Source organism: Furfurilactobacillus sp. W61-4, from assembly GCF_057545565.1.
This window is the reverse complement of the sequence record NZ_BAAJNZ010000003.1, coordinates 240,126-260,402: the sequence shown is the minus strand read 5'-3', so window position 1 is coordinate 260,402 and position 20,277 is coordinate 240,126. Positions and strand designations below refer to the sequence as shown.

17 protein-coding genes and 1 tRNA gene are annotated in these 20,277 nt (G+C 42.3%); 15 read left to right on the top strand and 3 right to left on the bottom strand.

Features of this window, described 5'->3' with window-relative positions:
* From AC27FN_RS05480 to AC27FN_RS05445, 8 genes are all read left to right on the top strand, one after another.
* On the top strand, nucleotides 1-783 hold the full coding sequence (locus AC27FN_RS05480; protein ID WP_487167003.1) for an ABC transporter ATP-binding protein: 783 nt from the start codon (nucleotides 1-3) through the stop codon (nucleotides 781-783).
* Nucleotides 784-802: 19 nt separating this feature from the next.
* Nucleotides 803-1,963 (top strand): LCP family protein, encoded by a 1,161-nt coding sequence (locus tag AC27FN_RS05475; RefSeq protein ID WP_487167002.1) that lies wholly within the window; start codon nucleotides 803-805, stop codon nucleotides 1,961-1,963.
* A 75-nt stretch (nucleotides 1,964-2,038) separates the two neighbouring features.
* Nucleotides 2,039-2,689 carry a YoaK family protein gene (locus tag AC27FN_RS05470; protein ID WP_487167001.1) on the top strand — a complete coding sequence of 217 codons (651 nt, stop codon included), beginning with the start codon at nucleotides 2,039-2,041 and terminating at the stop codon, nucleotides 2,687-2,689.
* A 311-nt stretch (nucleotides 2,690-3,000) separates the two neighbouring features.
* Nucleotides 3,001-3,690, top strand: coding sequence for a WxL domain-containing protein (locus AC27FN_RS05465; RefSeq protein ID WP_487167000.1), 690 nt, complete (start codon nucleotides 3,001-3,003; stop codon nucleotides 3,688-3,690).
* An 82-nt stretch (nucleotides 3,691-3,772) separates the two neighbouring features.
* A complete protein-coding gene (locus tag AC27FN_RS05460) occupies nucleotides 3,773-4,816 on the top strand; it encodes a WxLIP family cell surface protein (RefSeq protein WP_487166999.1) in 1,044 nt (347 codons plus the stop codon).
* Between the two features lie 49 nt (nucleotides 4,817-4,865).
* Nucleotides 4,866-6,806 carry a hypothetical protein gene (locus AC27FN_RS05455; RefSeq protein WP_487166998.1) on the top strand — a complete coding sequence of 647 codons (1,941 nt, stop codon included), beginning with the start codon at nucleotides 4,866-4,868 and terminating at the stop codon, nucleotides 6,804-6,806.
* A gap of 58 nt (nucleotides 6,807-6,864) precedes the next feature.
* Nucleotides 6,865-7,635 carry a WxL protein peptidoglycan domain-containing protein gene (locus tag AC27FN_RS05450; RefSeq protein WP_487166997.1) on the top strand — a complete coding sequence of 257 codons (771 nt, stop codon included), beginning with the start codon at nucleotides 6,865-6,867 and terminating at the stop codon, nucleotides 7,633-7,635.
* Between the two features lie 68 nt (nucleotides 7,636-7,703).
* Nucleotides 7,704-9,149, top strand: a complete 1,446-nt coding sequence (locus tag AC27FN_RS05445) for a helix-turn-helix domain-containing protein (protein WP_487166996.1) — start codon at nucleotides 7,704-7,706, stop codon at nucleotides 9,147-9,149.
* Nucleotides 9,150-9,394: 245 nt separating this feature from the next.
* On the opposite strand, the gene AC27FN_RS05440 is transcribed toward AC27FN_RS05445, so the two are convergent.
* Nucleotides 9,395-9,736, bottom strand: a complete 342-nt coding sequence (locus AC27FN_RS05440) for a MarR family winged helix-turn-helix transcriptional regulator (protein WP_487166995.1) — start codon at nucleotides 9,734-9,736, stop codon at nucleotides 9,395-9,397.
* A 725-nt stretch (nucleotides 9,737-10,461) separates the two neighbouring features.
* On the opposite strand from AC27FN_RS05440, the gene AC27FN_RS05435 reads away from it, so the two are divergent.
* Together AC27FN_RS05435 and AC27FN_RS05430 are read left to right on the top strand one after the other, a co-directional pair.
* Nucleotides 10,462-10,608 (top strand): hypothetical protein, encoded by a 147-nt coding sequence (locus AC27FN_RS05435; RefSeq protein ID WP_487166994.1) that lies wholly within the window; start codon nucleotides 10,462-10,464, stop codon nucleotides 10,606-10,608.
* On the top strand, nucleotides 10,589-11,593 hold the full coding sequence (locus AC27FN_RS05430; protein WP_487166993.1) for a MucBP domain-containing protein: 1,005 nt from the start codon (nucleotides 10,589-10,591) through the stop codon (nucleotides 11,591-11,593). Before AC27FN_RS05435 ends, AC27FN_RS05430 begins: the two co-directional genes overlap by 20 nt.
* A 1,791-nt stretch (nucleotides 11,594-13,384) precedes the next feature.
* Here AC27FN_RS05430 and AC27FN_RS05425 read toward each other — a convergent pair.
* Together AC27FN_RS05425 and AC27FN_RS05420 are read right to left on the bottom strand one after the other, a co-directional pair.
* Nucleotides 13,385-13,457 (bottom strand) — tRNA-Lys (locus AC27FN_RS05425).
* Between the two features lie 134 nt (nucleotides 13,458-13,591).
* A complete protein-coding gene (locus AC27FN_RS05420; RefSeq protein WP_487166992.1) occupies nucleotides 13,592-14,011 on the bottom strand; it encodes a hypothetical protein in 420 nt (139 codons plus the stop codon).
* Nucleotides 14,012-14,149: 138 nt separating this feature from the next.
* Here AC27FN_RS05420 and AC27FN_RS05415 point away from each other — a divergent pair, with 138 nt between their 5' ends.
* The 5 genes from AC27FN_RS05415 to AC27FN_RS05395 all read left to right on the top strand — a co-directional run bounded on the left by AC27FN_RS05415 (nucleotide 14,150) and on the right by AC27FN_RS05395 (nucleotide 20,142).
* Nucleotides 14,150-15,139, top strand: a complete 990-nt coding sequence (locus AC27FN_RS05415) for a helix-turn-helix domain-containing protein (protein ID WP_487166991.1) — start codon at nucleotides 14,150-14,152, stop codon at nucleotides 15,137-15,139.
* 133 nt (nucleotides 15,140-15,272) lie between these two features.
* The gene (yycF, locus tag AC27FN_RS05410) at nucleotides 15,273-15,983 is read left to right on the top strand and encodes a response regulator YycF (protein ID WP_407882643.1); all 711 of its coding nucleotides are present in this window, start codon (nucleotides 15,273-15,275) and stop codon (nucleotides 15,981-15,983) included.
* A 26-nt stretch (nucleotides 15,984-16,009) separates the two neighbouring features.
* Nucleotides 16,010-17,869: a cell wall metabolism sensor histidine kinase WalK gene (gene walK / locus AC27FN_RS05405; protein WP_487166990.1), complete on the top strand. Its 1,860-nt coding sequence runs from the start codon at nucleotides 16,010-16,012 to the stop codon at nucleotides 17,867-17,869.
* Nucleotides 17,859-19,178 (top strand): YycH family regulatory protein, encoded by a 1,320-nt coding sequence (locus tag AC27FN_RS05400; protein ID WP_487166989.1) that lies wholly within the window; start codon nucleotides 17,859-17,861, stop codon nucleotides 19,176-19,178. The genes walK and AC27FN_RS05400 overlap by 11 nt, the downstream gene beginning before the upstream one ends.
* A 46-nt stretch (nucleotides 19,179-19,224) precedes the next feature.
* A complete protein-coding gene (locus AC27FN_RS05395; protein WP_487166988.1) occupies nucleotides 19,225-20,142 on the top strand; it encodes a two-component system regulatory protein YycI in 918 nt (305 codons plus the stop codon).
* Nucleotides 20,143-20,277 lie beyond the last annotated feature (135 nt).

Sequence of the window (20,277 nt, the reverse complement as noted above, 5' to 3'; positions counted from 1 at the left end):
ATGAAAAATGAAGTTTTATTAACGGTTGAACGCGTGTCGAAAACGTTTGTTCAACGAGAACAGGCAATAGAAAAAACGGTCTTAAATAATATCTGTCTACAGGTGTCGGGACATCAATTTGTTAGTATTTTAGGTCATTCAGGTGTCGGTAAGTCAACGCTATTGCGGATGATTGCTGGTTTGATGAAGCCAACTGCCGGTTTTGTGACTTTTGAGCATAAACTCGTAACTGAACCTAGTCGCCAAATGAGTATGGTGTTTCAAAACTTTGCGCTTTTTCCTTGGTTAACCGTTCGTAAAAACATTGCTTTCGGTCTTGAAGGTCAACCAGGGTTAAGTGAGCAAACGATCAATGATCGCGTAACACAATTAATCGAGTTGATTGGTTTAGTTGGTTTAGACGATGTCTACCCACATGAACTATCAGGCGGCATGAAGCAACGCGTAGGGTTTGCACGGGCATTAGCTGTGCATCCAGACTTACTTTTACTTGATGAGCCGTTTTCCGCATTAGATGTATTAATCGGTCAGCAGCTCAGCCAAGATTTTATTCGATTGTGGGAGCAAGATTTACTTCAAACTAAATCCATTATCATGGTGACCCACAATATCGAAGAAGCGGTGCGATTATCGGACGTTGTCTATGTTTTAGGCGGCACGCCGGGTGAGGTTGTGCGAGTTTATTATCTCAATCAACCTAGAAGCGAGCGGACGATGCAACAAATTATGCAGAAAACGATTGAAATCACGAATCAATTTAAACACGATATGCAGTCCGAATAAGAACGGGGGAATTGAAACGATGAATCGCCTTCAAATGCACAATCAACGACGTAAGCGATTAATTGCGCTTGTCATAACGCTTTGCTGTGTAATTCTCATTGCTTTTACGGTTGAAGGAATCCAATTTTTCCGGATGCTACATTCTTTTCATGAAAAGAATGTGATTGAACGGCACCAGCCTTTAGCGAAACAGTCGGTGACCACATTTTTATTGCTCGGTTTAGACAATAGTGGGAAACGTCGGCTTTCAACGACGCGTACCGATGGCATGATGGTGGCAGTGGTGAATCGGCATACGAAAACGATCACGCTATGTAGCCTATTACGGGATACTTTCACGAAGATTTATTCACAACAATATCACGGATATCAACGCATTGAGGCAGCCTATACCTATGGCGGCGATGCTGCTGCGGTAGCGACGGTGGAGCATTTTTTGAAATTACCGATCGATTATTACACCACGGTCAACTGGGATGGTTTTATTAAAGCGATTGATGACGTTGGTCCACTTAAGGTGAAAGTTGATCGCCCTTTCATCGGACAAAACTATTGGGGACGACCGGTTAAATTTAAGGCCGGGATGCAGCCAATGAGCGGTGCACGCGCATTAGCTTACGCTAGAGAACGGCATGTGGATAATGATCAATATCGCGGTTTTCGACAGCAAGCCGTTTTATGTGCATTGATTAAACAATTAAATCAGGGACAACTCGTAGCTCATGGTAATCAAGTTATGCATGATTTAAAGGGGCAATTACGAACGAACCTAACAGAAGGCGAATTGGTTAATTTAATGAAGCAGCATGCAACGTTCCAACACTATCAGATCAAACGGCTGACTTTCCAGTGGCGAACCTTTGATACGAGTGGCCGAAGTATGGTCGAAGTTTATCCGGATAGTCAGGATCATGTAGCTCAAGAGTTACAAGCTGCGGCAGGTCTACGACAACCACCAGCAGACCGACCGTTCTTAACTAACGGACACTATCGTTATGCGACTGATGAGACGGTGCAGACGATCGCCAGTGAAAGAAAAGAGGATACCGCTTACGGGCAACCCCATACTTATGTTGGTCATGCTGGTAATACTAAAACGGGCCGCTTACCGATCGAAGTACAACTAGAAAATGGTTTTAGAGCCTCGGATCAGACAAGTACGAGCTACCGTGTTCGATGAAGGCCTTGGATGAAGATTATGATGAATAATTCCCGCCAGAAAGGGGGATTAGCAATGAAATAAGGGGGGATGTAGATGCAAACAGCATTCCACACAAAAAGAGGATTTGGACTTTTCTTGACGTTTATTGGTGGCGCGATGGACGCCTTTACATTTATTAAATATAATGCTTTCCCCGTTGCGCAAAGTGGCAACTTGATTATTGGTATTTATGATTTGTATAACCGTGATGTTGCGCAGGCAGTTTATAAATTTGTGGCAGTAGTCGCTTTTTTTGCCGGAGTTGTCTTTACTAATTTATGCCGGCTCTTTGTTGAGCAACGATTGAAAGACGATCGCTTTTATCTAGGTGTGCTCGTTATTGAAGCAATTACCTTTGGAATTGTGGGGCTGCCAATGGTGATTTTGCACCCACACCTAGTGCTACCCGTGATTGCTTTTGTTGTATCGATGCAGTGGACATTGTTCAATACAATGGAGGGCCAGAGCTATGTCAATTTGTATGTATCAGGAAATATTAAAGGATTAGCTTCTGAAGTTGTTTTATTCCTATTCGGCAAATCAAACTCACAAAATTTAGGCCGCTATTTATTGCTAACGATCTTTTTTGTTCTTGGCGCTATCAGTGCGTCATTAATGTTATGGATTGGCGGTGGTTCACTAGCTGCTTTCTGGATTGGTGGCTTATTTTTAGGATTGACTGCGGTCGCTTGGTCAACGATTTGAGGGCTGTCGAAATTTTTCAGGCACTAGACCAAGATGATCAGATTATCAAAATTATCCGTGGTTAAGCAAGGCCACCTAGCGCAAAACATCTAGACCAATTCGCGTATGATCGCTACTTTATTGTCAATTGTTCATCATAAATTACGGTGCAATTTGTTTGTTTTGGGGCACGATTCAAGTTGATTTGTGATCGACAGTTTGTTGATTATTTTCCATAAAGTGGTGTTTTTTGCCTCAAAATGAGGAACCTGTTGCACATGGTGAGGTTTGTGAAACTATGCTAGCCTAACTTCATTGAAAGGAGGGTGTTTATGATTTCGAAAAAGTTAGCTGCGACAGTGTTGTTACTTTCTAGTTTTGGAATGATGGGGGTTACAGGAACTAATGTAGCTCGGGCTGACAGTTACTTGCCAGCACAGGCCAACACGGAACCGAATGGAGATACGGGGACAGCCACGGGGAAATCTGATGCGGTAGTCAATGTTCTGACGGGGTATCTGGTCCTTGAGGCAGTGCCAGATATGAACTTCGGTGGAACAGTTCAAACAGCTAGTCCAGTTAAGGGTTTGCCATTGATTAGTAACCAAGGAATTATTGATGACGACGGAAATAACGCTGGGTTGCTTAAGGTTACTGACTCACGGACGCCTGGAGCTAAAGGCGAAGGACATACGTGGAAATTAACCGCTGCCGTTGATAAATTTACGTCACAAGATCCTAAGTTTGCGGGGGGCAATGATTGGCAGATTAATTTGAAACAAAAGAATGGGCGGAACACTGGTAATGGGATGCCATCATTGCTAACGCCATCACTGATTTCTAATAACACGGCCCAAACGGTTATCCAAGCAAACGAAGGTCGGGGAAGTAACTCCACGTTGGTTTACTACGATAAACCACAAACGGCCAGCTTAGATATGCCTGGAAACATTCCAACCGGTCAATATAGTGCACCAATTACTTGGACGTTAAACGCAGCCGTCACTGCGGAAAGTAATTAAGGTAATTACCTGTCTTAGGGGGATTGTTGTTAACAGCAATTCCCCTTTTGTTAAATTTAATGACTTAATAGGGAGACGAGCTATGGAAATTGGGGGGCATTATCAAGCAATTAATTTACGCAAATCATATGGCCTAATGATCCTTATCTTAGTGATGTTATGTCAGGTGATTGTTGCGCGAGCGGATACCCAGACTGATCCGGGGATTAATCTGGCGCTGGCCCCTGTTTATCCCCAGAATCAACTGGTGAAGAATAATATTTTTGATGTGCATGTAGTGCCGCGTCAAAGGCAGAAATTAACGCTAAAAGTAATCAATCTAGCTAATCGTGAGCAAACAATTAAAGTTATCCCGCGAACAGCGTATACCAACGATGCAGGTAATATTTCTCTAGATCGCCAGCGAATCCCAGTAGATAAAACATTGAAGCAACCGTTTAGTCAGTTAGTCGTCGAGAAAAGTCAGCGACGCAAACTGGCTCCTGGAAAAGTCCAATACTTAACCTTCACGGTCAAAGTGCCTAAGCATCACTTCAAAGGCGTCATCCTTGGGGGCTTTTACGTTCAAGTGCTGTCCAGAAAGGTCCACAATCGGCATAAGGGCGTCACAATCAGTAATCGTTTCGCTTATGCCATGCCGGTGGTTTTAAAAGAGCAACAGCAAACTGCTCGACCAAAATTACAATTGGGTTCAATTAAGAAGCCGGCTAAATTACGTCAAAAAATCGTCGTCAAAAGTATTTTACACAATCCGCGACCAGCTATTATTAGTGGCATGAAAATCGATTCAACTATCAATCGGAAAAGGGATGGTAAAAAGGTTGGCCAGACACACGTCAAGAATTATGAAATGGCACCTAATTCCAACTTTTCATTCACCAATTATTGGCAGAATAAAAGTATTTTACCCGGCATTTATCGTTTACGAATCGATGCTAAAGCGGTCAATGGTCGCTGGCACTTAGAACGGGATTTTCACATTACGTGGCGTGATTCATTAGGTTATTACAATCGGGCCCACCCATTAGTAAAGTACATTCTTTTGGGATTATTACTCCTGTTGTTGCTATTAATTATTGTGCTGGTTTATCGGCGTCGGCAGCGTGAACAATTAGGCAATCGTTAGAGATAGTTCACGAACGCAATTTGTAATGATGAAGTCAGGTGAAATCAATATGAAATTCACAAAGTCAATGTTTGATAAGACAGCAATTGTTATCTTGAGTTTGTTAACGGCTGGCCTAGTCGGACTGTCAATCACGACAACGATTTTTGCGAAAGAGCAGGTCACTGAAACTTCCATGAGCCAAACTAGTGGTACAGGCACGTCGGATGATTTAATTAGCGGTGATTCAAATGCTAGCCTCGTTAAGGATCCATTAGCGGTGCTTAGTTCTAATCTGGAAACCCAGCCGCGACACTCGCAAAACGAAGCCAAGTCGCGGGTCAAACGTGATGTTGGTGCACAAGCCCAGTTAAAAAATGTGGGGGAGCACGCTTGGTCTGATTTTCAACCAGTCTTCGTGAATGGGGTCAGTCAGGTCCCAAGTATTCAATCAAATAACGTGGCAGTTCCTGGTAAAAATGCATTTACGCCGTTATTGACTAAGGACACCCGTTATTATGATGAAAAAACGGGCATGCAGCTACCAAATGGGATTTCGCCGGCGTATCCGGGTCCTTACGCGATGCGAGTGACGCACATTGGCTATTACAAGGGTCAAGAGCTAGATATGATTTACACGATTTTGGCTTCTCGAAGCGATAACACGATTCGCAATGCAACGATGTATACGTTCACCGCTGATTGGCATGTGCCGGATAAATTTCTCTTTCAAAGTACATTTGGTGGTGGACTTAAGAGTGGTGCAACGTATGTGAATACGGTTCAATTCGTAAAGGCAGGGACGAATACTCCAGTTCAGGTTTCGGGAACTTGGACGTATGGCGCGCTTTCTTGGAATAAATTTAGCGTGATGAATATGAATCAGTATGATGGTGGCCGGGGTCCAGCAGACAGTAAGATTTTATTTTATGATGCCAAGGCCTACAACGAGACGGGAGCTCTGTATATTACTGCTAATCGCGGTACTGGTGATAGTACGCAAGCAACATCACGATTTTCAGAACAATTTACAACCGACAAAGACGGGATTTACTACATGATTATTCAGAAGCCAAGTAGTTATATCTCACTTGATGTCGCCTATACGAGCCTGTTTCCAGCAGCGGTCTCTCCTGTTGATTTGCCAGACCCTGAAATAACTGGTGTGGATAATAAAAACAAAGATCAGCAATTTAAAATCAGCTGGGATGCCATTCAAACGTTACCTAATCAACCCAGTTCTGCTGCGCTTAACGCATTTAAGTTAACGGGTGATTTGCCCCCCTTGGCTAATGTTAAAGAAAGTGGCATCACAATTAAAGATGTTACAACAGGTACCGATCTTACAGGACAGTTTGATATCACAGTCGCTGATGGGCAGTATCAGTTAGTGGCTCGGATACCCAGCGCTTTGATGAACCGGGTGATCAAAATTAGCTTTTCAGGCAAACTAGATGTCAGTGATCCAGAGCTCTTGAAACATTTAACAACGGACCCGGATGGAGATCCAGCCATTAAGTTGGCGGCTTCAATTCGCAATGATTACATTTTGTTTGCTCAACATTACGTTTCGCCGGTTCATAAGAGTAGTGCCTATGTCGGGTGGTCATTCTCTGGTATTCAAATCGAACCCGCCAAAGCATTTAATTTTGGCAATGTTTTCTCCGCCGGTCGCTACAGCCTTCATGAGGTGCCTAATCCAGTCGTAAAAGTGGTTGATAATCGGCTCAAAAAAACGCCCGCCCAGTTAGAGTTATCTCAAGTAACGCCAATTATCAATAACGGCGCGCAAGAAACATTGAACGCCCGCTTGTTAGCGCCGGCAGTTACTGGCAAATTAACGCCCTTGACTGCAGATCCATTAATTGTGGAAAAAAGCCGTGGGGTACTGCCTAACCTCGTTTGGAATGACCATCAGGGGAACGCACTTCAATTGATTTTGAATCAAATGCCAAAGACGATGGGACAATATCAGACGACGCTTGATTGGACGGTTCGCTCCGGTGATTAGTTGCTTAAAGGTGAGTGAAATGCGCGTTAGGATATTGGTGACTTGCTTGACGTTAATAATGGCAATGCTATTTGTGGGAAATTATGTTGTTTCTGCGGCTGGAAAAGACTCGTTTAGTGTGATGCCACTTCAATATGGCTTACCACAAAAGCGAGGCGTTACGGATTATTATTCACTCTTCGTGAAAGGTGGGCATAAGTATCAGATTGCTGCGCTCATTCATAATAACGGGAAACATCAGTTAGTTGTTAATACGCGTTTGCTCGGATCATCAACTAGCGCGAAGGGGACGATTACGTACCATAACCGATCTACAGGTAAATTAGACAAGCAAAACAGCTTTCGTCGATTTATCATCGGTCCGACTAGTAAGCAAATTAAAGTTAAGGCCCATGGAAATCAAATCGTGACGTTTCATTTGAAAGCGCCAAAATATCAACATGGGACTTATTTAGGAGCACTGGCTGTTTCTGGCACAGTTCATTCAAATGGATTAGTGCGAAACCGCGTTACTTATCTTAAAAGCATTGAGCTATCTTACAGTCACATCTTATGGAAGAATCGGCGGCTTAGTTTGCGGATGATGACACCGGTTGAACATGGTGTACGGCAATTGATCGTTGTTAATGCCAAAGCGCGAATTATCAGCCACGTAACCCTGACAATTCGAACCAGTACTCATGGACGAATATTGTATCGGCAACGTGATTTTAGTATGGCTCCGCTAACTAAATGGCAGATACCTCTACGGAAGAAGGCGGCGGGGCATAAGGCGATGGTTGTAACTTTAACGAAAGGCCACCGCACATTGGCTAAGCTTCATAAATGAGGATATAAGTGAAACTCAACGAAAAATAAAGTCGTTACGACTAAAAACAAACTTGTTGGAGGTGCCGGATGCAGTTTACAGAGTTATTAAGTAAACAGGACCAAAAAATGATGACCCTGTTAAAAGCAATTGTTTTAAAAGGCATCACTGATAAACGAGCCCTCAGCGAAACAATGCAATGCAGCAGTCAAACCATTAATCGGTTAATTATGCAGATCAACCATACATTTGGCGGTCAAGGTTGGTCACTAGAGCAAAGCGTACATCATGTTTTTTTAAAGAACAAAGCCGACATTGTTAACCTTAATAAGTCGTTGGCGTTTCTCATGCGACGCTCGACAAAATTTATCGTTTTAAATGCGATGTTTCATTGTGAACAAACAAAAGCCAATGTTTATACACGATTATTTTTGAGTAAGACGGAGTATTATCGTCAGGTTCAACAATTAAACAAGACTTTATCTAGTTTGGGCTTAGTCATTCATCAAAAAAAATTAATTGGGCCTTTAAGTCAGCAAGTTTTTCTGTTTTACGAGTTGTATGACTTGTTATTAACGACCGGTGATAACGTAACGGAAATCGTGGTTACGAATGATGAACGGCAATGGGCAGCAGCGTGTTTAGCTTTGGTAAATGAACCGGCGACCAAGATTAAAACGGGTCGGCTCGGCCTTTTTCTTAAAGTTTTAAAGCGATTTGATCGAGATCATTATGAAAAACATCGACCGATTCCGTGGTTATCGCCAATGAATCAATTGATGAGTCAGCTACAAATTGCTGGAAATTTGCACTCAGTGGATCAGCCAGTTGAGGCGACTGAAATTTTGACCGTTTTCATCATTTCACGACTAGTTAGTGTTGATAATCCCGTTTTGGATCAATGGCAAGCATTTTGCGAAAGGCATATTAGAAAAATTACGCAAAATGTCGATCAAACGATGCGAACGTTATTTTATCGGAAGTCAGGACCGGCTGAAGTGTCTAAAGCGGTTTTACAGATCATTACCTTTTATTACTATGTTCCTGGTGGAATTGAGGCTTACGTTACTGATATCTATCAGCGGTATCCACGTAAATTATTAGAAGAAACGTTTCAGGCAATTGAGCAAGCGCTAACGGCATCAGTCTTGCCAAAATCGAGTCTATCGCGACCCTCAACGAAAATTATCGTTAGTTTATACACAGATTTGTTCTTATATAAGTTGGCCAATCTAAATGTAGAAATTACGATTGGAATATTCGTTAAAAAATATTCGGCAACGTTGGTCTTAAGCTATGTGTTGGATTTGATTCATTTGTTCACACAATTAGGTGCGCAAGTTCAATTACTGCAGGATTGGTCAGATTGGGCTGCTTGTGACCTAGTGGTGACAGATAAACAGGATGTTGACCGAGAAAATTTGTCTGCCGAACTGATTGAATTTAAGGGGAACGTGACTGACTTAGACGAAGTTCCAGAAATTGTTAATGATATATTTATCGATAAGTATTTAACTAAACTTTTTAAAATGTAAATACTGATACTGGGTGAACACATTCAGCTAGGTGAGGATAGTCCAGACCACATCTACTGAGTTCAGCAAAGCGATCGCCGGATTTTTAGCCGGTACCGTTTCTTCCGATGAAAAATCATATCAGGTTTGATTGGTTTGTTCATGTCAAATAAACACCGTGAGTTAAGAAAAGCAGATTGCCATTCTGAACTCACGGTGTTTATTTTTTAAAACGAAAAATGGATCGCGATGGTTACTGCTGTTCCTTATTCGAGTCCCAGTGCTGGTGCAATTGAATCTGCAAGTTTGGCGCCTGCTGGCGTTACCAAAAGTTGATGCACACGACGATCGACATGGTTCTGAACATCCTCGACATAACCTAATAAAATTAGTTTGGCAGTTTGACCAGACACACGTGGCCTTGGCGTGTGTAACAGTTGGGCGAGCTCACTGGGTGAGATGCCTGGTTTGGCTTGAATTAAAACCAATATCAAGCCTTGGTAATAAGCCAAGTGACGTTGTTGGCGAAATTGACTCCTTCGTTGACGTACTTCATCTGCTTTTGATGCCGCCGCTTCAATTTGTTCAATAATCGACTTTTTTATCATCAAAATTAGCCTCCTCAAAATATTTTCTTACCATTAGTTATTAAACTGTTTCGACTGGGTCGAATTGATCGCTGGCTGTTGATCAAAGCCATCGTTGAGTTATTAACCAGAGGATTAGTTCAGCGAGTTATTCCATAAATAAAAAAGAAATAGGGTCTGAACTATATCTTTGTTATTTTTACCACGTGTAACTGGCTCATTGCCCCCCTTAAAATAAGCCGGCTTAAAAATATGAGAGGCTAACCATATCTTTTTAGCATTATGTCTGAAAAATACTATCGTCATAAATCATTATTGCGTTTTAAAATCATCTTTTTTCGATAATCTCCTTGTCGGCTAAGCGACCCCCTACCAACCAGCGCCCTCAAGATTATGTTGTGAGGCACTTTAATTTGAGGGCAATGCTTCACATAAAAGTTGTTTAATTGTCGCAGAACGATTGTTGAAATTAATAACCATGTGCTAGGCGCACAAATAGAAGGGAGACCTGCTTATTGTGAGAAACGAAAAAGCTGATTGGGTTTTAACGTGTACTTGATTGGTTCTGTTTGTGATACCAAGAGCAGCGGTATACCACTATTAAAAAGGTCCTATAGAGAGACAAAAGCATCAAGTTCAGTGCAATTCGTGACGATAGCAAAAAGGCGACGAAATTTGTCAATCTGTGGGGAATTAATTGTAGTTGTAGACCTTGTCTGTAAATTCAAAATTTGGGAGAGAATATTATGAATGCAAATCGCATTAATCGAATTTCTAAAATCATTATGACCAGTGCTATTGTTCTGGCTGGGATTGGTTTATCGATACCCGCGTCAGTTAACGCACAAAATATTAGCCGTGCTCAGAAGCACTATGGCGGCACAACCAGCTAAATCAACAATCGATATTAGTACTGGCTGGAAAATTCTGGCGTATACGTCAAATGTCCAACCTGACGTTAATCAAATCTTTATCCAGGGTACGGATACAACTTCGGGGCAAAGAGCCGCTTTGGTCCAAGTGGGCAATATGGGCGACACAACATTTACGGCGCAGAAAACAATCGCGATGAAACAAGGGCATAAATATGATTTAGATCTAATTTACGCTCAATTCTATAGCGATCCAAGTGACCCGACCGGGCATAATGATGGAAATGGATACATTGATTTTAATGGGGATAAAATAGTTGCGGATAAGAGTCATGTTGATAAGCACTATAAAAAGACGATTACCCCTACAGCAGATATGAATTACACCATTACTGTGTCTTTTAAAACGACTTATCCTGGTAATGCTTACTTCAAAATTGGTTACGACAAAGCGAATGGTGGCGTTATTGACAGTCGGGTTGCCAATAGCTTAGGTACAGTTACTGCTAAATACGTTGACGATAAAGATGCCAAAATTTCCGATGATGTTGTAAAAACCGGGAATGTTGGTGATGACTATACGACAGAACAAAAAGATATTGATGGGTATACATTTAAAGAAGTTCAAGGGAAGAAGTCGGGTGCTTTCACCGATCAGGAACAAACAGTCACCTATGTTTACACAAAAAATAATGATACGAAACCAAGTAAAACTGTGGATCCAAGCAAAACCGTCAATCCAAGTAAGAATGTAGACCCAAGCGAAAATGTGAAACCAAGTAAATCTGTAAACCCAGGCAAGACTGGAGATCAGAGCAAATCCACAGACTCAAGTAAAGCTGTAGATTCAAGTAAAGCGACAGATTCAAGTGTCACAGCAAATTCACAATCATCAAATAACAACGCATTACCTCAAACGGGTTATAACAGTTTAGGCACTTCTATTCTAGGCGTTTTAGGTGCAGCACTAATTGGACTTGTTAGCTTTATTATTAAGAAGAAGTAGGACATTTAAAGACTGATAAACATCGATTGATCAGTCTTTAGTTCAACAAATGAGAGTTAATTGAATCCCGTAGCCACTGCGATGACACCACCCATTTAGGGTGATTTCGGCAAAGGTTACGGGATTTTTGGCTCGGTTTGCACTTGTGTCACTGTGGCGGATTTTGGTGTAACTTCATCAGATTATCTGAGGCATCTGAGTGGGATAAGAAATTAGCGCATCCTAATCTTGTCAAAGGAATATCAGAAAAAGGTACTTACATGCACATACCATGTCAAATTGAAACGGGTTCTTTTAATCTGACAAAGCCAACAACATTATGGTGATATTATTCTGTTACTTTTGATCAGGTACCACATGGAGGCCGTAGTGTTAGGAATCGTGTAGAGGATCGGACGATTAAACAACTAGACGCTCAAACGGAACTGGGGCAAATAAAGTTTGCAATTGAGCTGTGTAGGCTTCGGGATCAGGAAATTTTAAATGGTTGTTAGTTACATGGATCCTAGAGAAACAAGCGGTGTAGAGGTGGTCGTGAGTTCAGGCTATTCTGAAACCTCGTTTTATAACCATAAACGAACCGTATTATTGCACTTCACCGAAGCATTCCGAGGGTACTAATCAGTGACACTTAAGACGGTAAATGATGTTGAACTGATTCCAGTTGCTAAGCATGAATTACAAAATATCCCCAGTCTGATGAGGCGAGCACGTTGTACCCTGTCAGATTTGCGCTCAATGACCTTTGATGGGATGCCACACGCTAAGAACACTAGGAACCATAATGAAGATCAGATTGTTAAGCAACTGGACGCTAAGCAAGAGTTAGCACAAATTAAACAATCCATAGAACTATGCGAACCTGAGCTAAAGGAGATTCTGACTGCTCGCTATATGAACCTTGGTGACGTGTTTGATACTCAGGTATTTATAGTGAACACACATACTACCGTAAAAAGAAACGGGCACTGTGACAGTTTGCTGAATCGTTTGTATTGGACGAATAAAAGCCGCCTGATCTGTACTAGCTAGGTGGCTGCAAAAGTTGTTTTAATTTGGTACTCGTTTATGTATGCTGTGATTACGGTCGTCAATCAGCTCATTACTTGCTGGCGGTCTAGCTGGTACAGTGTTACCCGTTCACACTCTCACCAATCCTAGTAAAGGGGTGAGGACGGATGACACTCAGTTTAAGGAGTTTGCGGGAATGTGATATAGTTCGCTGTGTCCGTTTATGTCTTGGCTAAGGCGGCATTATTGTTTGCTAAAGCATACGAGACAATAAAAAAAGCTAGTCACAATTAAGTGACTAGCTACCCAATAACACTTATCCCAGCGGGCAAAGAGAGTTTTTAGAAGGGTTCTCTTTGCCTTTCCAATGACAATATTATATCAGGTTTGCCAAGAATGACAAACAAACAGGCGGAGATGAGTAAAATCATCCCCGTTTTTATGTATTTGGCTTCCCCTCGGCCCTATTTAAGGGTTAAAACAGCTATATTGAAGCTTTTGAAACTAAAAAACTGCGTACCAACAAGATACACAGCTCATGCCCCACACAGGCAATTTGTTTAGTTAGGTTGGATCTAGATGGTGTTTGTAATTGCCTTGCTAGTCAAAATTCGATAGTGTCAGGAATGCATATTTTAAAAGGAATCTGCTCAATCTTTTGGCTACCTTTTTGGCTGTATTTTGATGAATTCCAGTGAAACTCAATGATAGCTAAATACACAAAAAAACCAGTAACCACGGCGTTTTATCGCATCGTGAAAACTGGTTAATCGTCTTTGATGGATCGCCAGGGGATCGAACCCTGGACCCACGGATTAAGAGTCCGTTGCTCTGCCAGCTGAGCTAGCGATCCATATCAATTCAACTTGTATATAGTATCATACGCTCCCCAAGGCTGACAATAACTTTTTCAAAAAAATCTCACGTCAGCTGATTGATTGATCGAATAAGTTGTTTGAAAGCGCGTGTCGTGATACTCACAAGATTTTACATTGGTTGATAGTTGAGCCGATGAATCAGCCACTGATTATTGTAATGATCACAAATTAATCGATCGGAAACTAGTGTCATCGTAAACGTATAGGGCTCCGTTAAATGATTGTCAGTTTCAATCATGACATGGCCGTGAACTAGCGCGACAAGATCTAATGACGGGATATCGATGTTCAAATCGGTTAGTGATTGAACCCGGCTAAGCTGGTTAGATTGTAGTAGCTCTAAAATTGCAGCACGTCCAGCGCGTTCTTGATGCTCAAACCGGATGTAGGATTCTTCGCAGAAGAAATCAGTGACGAAGTTTGCGTGAATAGGTTGATTCAATGAATCGAAGTAGTGCTTGACGGTTTTGTGAACCATGACGTGATTAAGTTTGTTTTGCGCGTGAATCTTTTTAGTGTCAAACATCATTTTTGACCCCCTTAAACGATCAGCAAGCAATTAATGGCATGGTTTATTTAACGATTACAGTTTAAGTGGTTCACTAGTTGTAGACGAGGAAAAAACCGACTAATTGGTAAAAAGGCGACGTTTTGGGGAGAAAGTTTAATGAAAGATCGACGGGCAATAATTGAGGGTGAACTGGGTCGCTTAATGACCATTCAGCTAGTTGAAATTGATGGGTATGGTCAAATTAAGGGGCAGTTAGCAGGAATTGAGTTGGACGAGGTGGCTCGGGATTTTTTGAAGGAGGCGCCGCATAAGGTTGCCGGTCGACAAGTGGTGTTGTTGGAAAGTTCGACGACGCATCGACATGGATTTTGCTTTCGTTTAAACGAGCAACGGATCTTATGTGGGATTGCAATTTCAAGTATGAAGTTGGCACAATTGCGTTTGAGCGCACTTTGCCTTTATGTAGCGCTGCTAGGATCGATTCCAATTCTAATGCGATCGGTGGTGGTCGCTGAATGTCAAAAAAACACGCAACCACTTTATCACCTATTAATGGCGATTAGTCAGCGAGATTGGGGAATGGTGAAGCAAGTAATGGTTGATCAGTGGGATAAAATGACGAAGGGGCGACAACAAACGATTGGGGTGTCTTTGCTTGCTGGGTTGGTCTTTGGCCGGCAGCTAGAAAATGGGGCTCCCATCCAGCGTTATGCCAACAAAGTGGCACGTTGGTGGCAACAGCTACAACGAGACCAGCTGACAATCAAACAGGCGCAAGCGGCGTTGTTCAATGAGTTAAATTTGCTAGCAGAAGGAGATTTAAGTCAGCATGGTGATCAATTGATTAACCAGATCAGCGAAGACGTTGACAGTCATTTAATGACACGGCTAACTGTGGCGGATATTGCAACTCGACTAGGACGCTCAAAGGATTATCTCTCGCGTCATTTTCATCAACAGACGGGATGGACATTGAAGCGATATATTTTGCAACGTAAGGTACTCTTAGCTAAACAGTTGTTGGAAAAACAGTCGATCATGGATGTCGCCTATGACTTACATTTCAGTGATCAGAGCCATTTTGCGAAGGTTTTCCGGCAAATAACGGGCGAGTCACCGAAACAGTATCAACATGAACATTGTTAGTGTACTCAGCCGACACCGGAGCTCGACGTGAAGCTGCGGGTCTGTGATATAATGTAGAAAGTTGCCGTAAGTTACCTGACGGCGTTGACCGTGAATTAAAATTAATTACAGACCCTGTTGGAGGGGAATTTGCATGAGTAAAATTTTAGTAGTCGATGATGAAAAACCCATTTCCGATATCATTAAATTTAATTTGGAAAAAGAAGGTTACGATGTTGTGACCGCTGCTGATGGCGAAGAAGCTATTGAAAAGGTTGATGAAGAACAACCTGATTTGATCCTGCTGGATTTGATGTTACCTAAAATCGATGGCTTAGAAGTTGCACGTCGGGTTCGGACTAAATATACGACGCCAATCATTATGGTGACCGCTAAAGATTCCGAAATCGACAAAGTATTGGGGCTCGAGTTGGGTGCCGATGACTATGTGACCAAACCATTTTCGAATCGTGAGTTAGTTGCGCGGGTGAAAGCAAATCTGCGTCGTCAAGATACGGTAGTCAAGAATTCCGCGGCGGCGGAGTCTGAGTCCAATACGATCGAGGTCGGTGATTTAAAAATCGATCCAGATGCTTATATGGTGTCTAAACGTGGTGATGACATTGAATTGACTCACCGTGAGTTTGAATTGCTTTATTATTTAGCACAGCATATTGGGCAAGTCATGACACGTGAACACTTGTTGCAGACTGTCTGGGGATATGATTACTTCGGTGATGTGCGGACAGTTGACGTGACGATGCGGCGGTTACGGGAAAAAGTTGAAGATACGCCTAGTCATCCATCATGGTTAGTTACGCGTCGTGGCGTCGGTTATTACCTGAGAAACCCGGAAACCGACTAATCAGAAATTGAGGAGCTCTTCTGATTGTGAATAAGAAGATTCGTTTTTTTCAATCAATTAATTTTAAAATTGCGCTTGTATTTGCCCTGATGTTGTTGATTACGCTCGAAATCGTCGGGGCTTTTTTCGTACGTCAATTAGAACAGCAGAATTTGAGCAATTTCAAACAACAGATTCAACTGCCAGCTTATATTGATAATTCGCTGTCGGATCAATTAATTCGCAGTAATACAACGTCAGCGAATTCGCGAATTAGAAGTATTTTGTCAGATGTTAACAACGCAAACATTACTGAAATTCGCGTGATTGATAATAAAGGAACTGTCCGTGGTACGAGTAATATCAATGACCAAACGATTGTTGGTCAAAAAACAACGGACAGCAATGTCAAGAACGCTATCTATAATAACCGATCGTATCAACGGGATATTTACGATACGCGGGATAATAATCGTTATTATATTTCGATCGTACCGTTGCTGAATGCTTCTGGTAGTAATGGCAATAATTTAGTTGGTGTTTTATACATTCGTGCTTCATTGGAAGGTGTTTATGAAAACATCAACAACATCACACTAATCTATTTGTCAGCGGCGCTAATCGCCATTGTCTTAGGACTGTTTATGTCGATTGTTATTTCCCGGGCAATAACCCGACCAATTGATGAAATGAAACGTCAAACGGTCCAGATTGCGCAAGGGGACTATTCTGGTCAAGTTCGTGTCTACGGAACAGATGAATTAGGCCAATTAGCCAGCGCCGTTAACAATTTGTCGGTTCGGGTGGAAGAAGCACAAGAATCAACGGAGGCTGAACGTCGTCGGTTGGACTCTGTGCTTGCCCATATGAGCGATGGTGTGATCGCCACTGATCGACGCGGAACCGTCAACATTATCAACTCAGCTGCTCGTGAGTTCTTGAATGTTGAAGAAGATGAGGCTGAGAACACATCCATTTTGGATTTGTTACACATTCGTGATCAGTATACGTTACGAGAGCTGTTAGAGAGCCAGGATGAGGTTTCTTTGGATTTGTCTGAAGAAGGTCGTGATTTGATTTTACATGCGACTTTTTCACTCATTCAACGTGAGTCTGGGTTTATCTCCGGTTTGGTCTGCGTGCTCCATGATGTCACTGAACAGCAAAAGGAAGATCAAGACCGTAAGCAATTTGTTTCTAACGTGTCACATGAATTACGGACGCCGCTAACTTCGGTCAATTCGTATATTGACGCCTTGGTTGATGGGGCATGGCAAGATCCTAAAGTGGCCCCGAATTTCTTGAAAGTGGCCCAAGATGAAACTGAGCGGATGATTCGAATGGTTAATGATCTTTTGGCGTTGAGTCGCATGGACTCAGGCACTACCAAGCTGGAATTGGAAACCGTAAACCTCAATGAGTTGTTTAATTATATCTTGAACCGCTTTGAAATGATGCTCAAGAATGAAGACAGTCCACATCATCAAAAGCACTATCAGATTGAACGAGACTTCACCGATAAGGATCTTTGGGTTGAGATTGATACCGATCGCTTTACGCAAGTGGTTGATAATTTGATGAACAATGCGATTAAGTACTCTCCTGATGGCGGGATCATTACCTGTCGTTTGCTAGAAACGCATAATCAAGTCATCATGAGTATTTCTGACCAAGGATTAGGAATTCCGCGGAAAGATCTGACCCACATCTTTGATCGTTTTTACCGTGTTGATAAGGCGCGATCTCGGGCCCAGGGAGGGACTGGCTTAGGGCTAGCCATCTCTAAAGAAGTCATTCAGATGTTAGGCGGACGTATCTGGGTTGACAGTACTGAAGGCAAGGGATCGACGTTCTATATTTCATTGCCATTCGAGCAGTTTGAGGAGGATGACTGGGATGTGGAATAAAATTCGTTCAGGCAGTCTACCGGTTGCCTTATTCTTATTAGTGATTATTAGCATCATTTTATCCTTTTTGATTTGGACCAATCCGGCTCGCTATGATCGTACACGGTTGAATGGAGCCGCTAGTACAGGGGCAACGCACTCAACGGTGACGACCCGAGCCATTGATGATATTTTTTTGCCAACCCAAGTGGTTGTGACCAACCAGCAAGGTCGGTCTGAAACGGTCTATAATCCGAAGATTAATTTGGTGACGTCTCTTAAAAGCGTCGTTGAAAAGTGGCAAATGAGCGACTTTCGCAAGATTAGCCAGGGCGATGTGAACGCTTATCAAAAGTTGCTAAATCGTCATGGGATGGTCCAGCTTGTGTATGCGGACAACATTGGACGCGGAATTTTTAACCGCTCTTATGGACAAAAGTTGTTGATGTCACCGACCGCCAAATTTTCGCGAATTGTCTTTTCAACTCACGCTGCTGGACGTCTGTATTTATTGAATGACGATAATCAATCGATCTATCAAATTCATGTCCGTCGGCAGGACTTAAGCCAAATTCGCCAGTTATTGAGCAAAGCCAATCAACGGTATCGGGTGACCGAACACGCCGCTAATGATCATACGTTAACTTACTATGAGTACCCGGTGCGCATACCGCGTTACAGTTACTTGGTCGGTAAACAGAGCGCTAGTTTCTTTGTCACATCGCTACTCAATACCGGTGAGTCAACGTCAGTAACGGTCCATCGCACCGCAGGGCATACGATTTACTTGGCGGGCACTTATAAGCGAATGACCGTCACCAATAAAACTGGGGCGGTTCAATTTGAGGACTATAATGCTAATCAAAAGATGACTCGAGACTTAGGGAATAACTTAATCAAGAGCTTTAATGGTTTGTCTAAGGTTGGCTTACCGTTGGATACGATTCGTTATTTTGATAATGAACATAATGGCCATCAGGTGACCTATCGCTCTTTTGTTGAAGGATTTCCCATCTTTAACCAGACCGATTTTGGGGCTGTCCAGGTCAAACACGACCAGGCTGGAACGCAAGAAATTAACTTTACTTTGACGAATTTACAAGTACCATTACCGACGGATTCTACGAGTCGTGTAACATTACCGAGCACGTTGACGGTTATGAATCAACTTGCGGCAGCCGGAACACCGGCAAATAAAGTTAAAGATATTGTCCTGGGGTATCAATGGGAGAGCAATTCTGATTCAAATCAAGTCGTGGATTTACAACCAACCTACTACGTCTATGTGGCCGGTAAGTGGCAAGTTTATACAGATTTATTAGGTGAGTAATTTGTTAGCTGAAGATTGGTGAGACTGTTAAGGAAAGGAATTCAACATGAACTTTCGCCGCATTCAATGGATATTTTTAATTGCATTTATTGCGATTGATATCTTTTTATTAATTTCATGGCAGCAAAGTGATGCAACGGTGAAGGAAACCTCACCGCGAAGTGCGAATTCTGCGACGACGATTTTGCGGGAAATGCGTGGTGATGGCATTACCTTTAGTACGTTGTCGAATAAAGAGGCTCAAGGTTACTATGTCTCCGGCAAGACGGGCTTGGCTCGGTTAAAAACGGGTGCGCAAAATTTAACCTACCAAGAGTATCGGTTTACCTCGACTGAAATGACGAGCACCTTACATCAGACATTGGTTATTAACCCTAAGTCTCCGCAAACCCAACTTAATCGGTTCATTAAAAGTGGGGCTAACGTCACAGCAGGTAATGATTATGTCTATAGTGCGGAACTGTCTCGCGTAGCAGCTAATGAGGTTGTCTACGTTCAGGTTGTCCCTTCTGGCACGATTATGGCGCCATCTGGTCAATTACGTTTTCGGGTGGGAGATAAAAATCAGGTTATTGGGTATACGCAATCCTACGTTAGCAACGTAGAACCGTTACGGGAAAAGACCACCACCATTAGTCAACAAAAAGCGTTAATCTGGTTGTATCAGTACAATGAATTACCGAACAATAGTCGAGTTGTTTGGTCGAGACTAGCTTATTCGCGATTATTACGTGTTTCTGACAATAATGTGTATGTGCCAACGTGGTTCATTGCATTACGTTCTAAGAGTACAAATAATGTTGTTATTAAGCGCGTTAATGCCTTCACTGGCGCGGTGATGAAGTCGACGGATTCAACAACAGCGGTGACAAATGGGGCAATTAATAGTCGTGCAAGCTCGGATAATGCTCAGTCCCCGACCGTTGATCAAAGTAACGTTGACGTTAGCTCTGCCGGAAATTAAAAAAAGCTTGTGACTTCCACATAATCGATCAATTCGTGTTACGATGAGATGTGATTTTAAACGACATAAATTTAATTGTGATGGAGATGGCTTTGTGATTAATTTGAATACACCACAATTGGGATTGGATCCGAC

Bases quoted from the DNA above. Each gene is read 5' to 3' on its own strand.
- AC27FN_RS05480 (WP_487167003.1), top strand. From the start codon at position 1: ATGAAAAATGAAGTTTTATTAACGGTTGAACGCGTGTCGAAAACGTTT.
- AC27FN_RS05475 (WP_487167002.1), top strand. From the start codon at position 803: ATGAATCGCCTTCAAATGCACAATCAACGACGTAAGCGATTAATTGCG.
- AC27FN_RS05470 (WP_487167001.1), top strand. From the start codon at position 2,039: ATGCAAACAGCATTCCACACAAAAAGAGGATTTGGACTTTTCTTGACG.
- AC27FN_RS05465 (WP_487167000.1), top strand. From the start codon at position 3,001: ATGATTTCGAAAAAGTTAGCTGCGACAGTGTTGTTACTTTCTAGTTTT.
- AC27FN_RS05460 (WP_487166999.1), top strand. From the start codon at position 3,773: ATGGAAATTGGGGGGCATTATCAAGCAATTAATTTACGCAAATCATAT.
- AC27FN_RS05455 (WP_487166998.1), top strand. From the start codon at position 4,866: ATGAAATTCACAAAGTCAATGTTTGATAAGACAGCAATTGTTATCTTG.
- AC27FN_RS05450 (WP_487166997.1), top strand. From the start codon at position 6,865: ATGGCAATGCTATTTGTGGGAAATTATGTTGTTTCTGCGGCTGGAAAA.
- AC27FN_RS05445 (WP_487166996.1), top strand. From the start codon at position 7,704: ATGCAGTTTACAGAGTTATTAAGTAAACAGGACCAAAAAATGATGACC.
- AC27FN_RS05440 (WP_487166995.1), bottom strand. From the start codon at position 9,736: ATGATAAAAAAGTCGATTATTGAACAAATTGAAGCGGCGGCATCAAAA.
- AC27FN_RS05435 (WP_487166994.1), top strand. From the start codon at position 10,462: ATGAATGCAAATCGCATTAATCGAATTTCTAAAATCATTATGACCAGT.
- AC27FN_RS05430 (WP_487166993.1), top strand. From the start codon at position 10,589: ATGGCGGCACAACCAGCTAAATCAACAATCGATATTAGTACTGGCTGG.
- AC27FN_RS05420 (WP_487166992.1), bottom strand. From the start codon at position 14,011: ATGATGTTTGACACTAAAAAGATTCACGCGCAAAACAAACTTAATCAC.
- AC27FN_RS05415 (WP_487166991.1), top strand. From the start codon at position 14,150: ATGAAAGATCGACGGGCAATAATTGAGGGTGAACTGGGTCGCTTAATG.
- yycF (WP_407882643.1), top strand. From the start codon at position 15,273: ATGAGTAAAATTTTAGTAGTCGATGATGAAAAACCCATTTCCGATATC.
- AC27FN_RS05400 (WP_487166989.1), top strand. From the start codon at position 17,859: ATGTGGAATAAAATTCGTTCAGGCAGTCTACCGGTTGCCTTATTCTTA.
- AC27FN_RS05395 (WP_487166988.1), top strand. From the start codon at position 19,225: ATGAACTTTCGCCGCATTCAATGGATATTTTTAATTGCATTTATTGCG.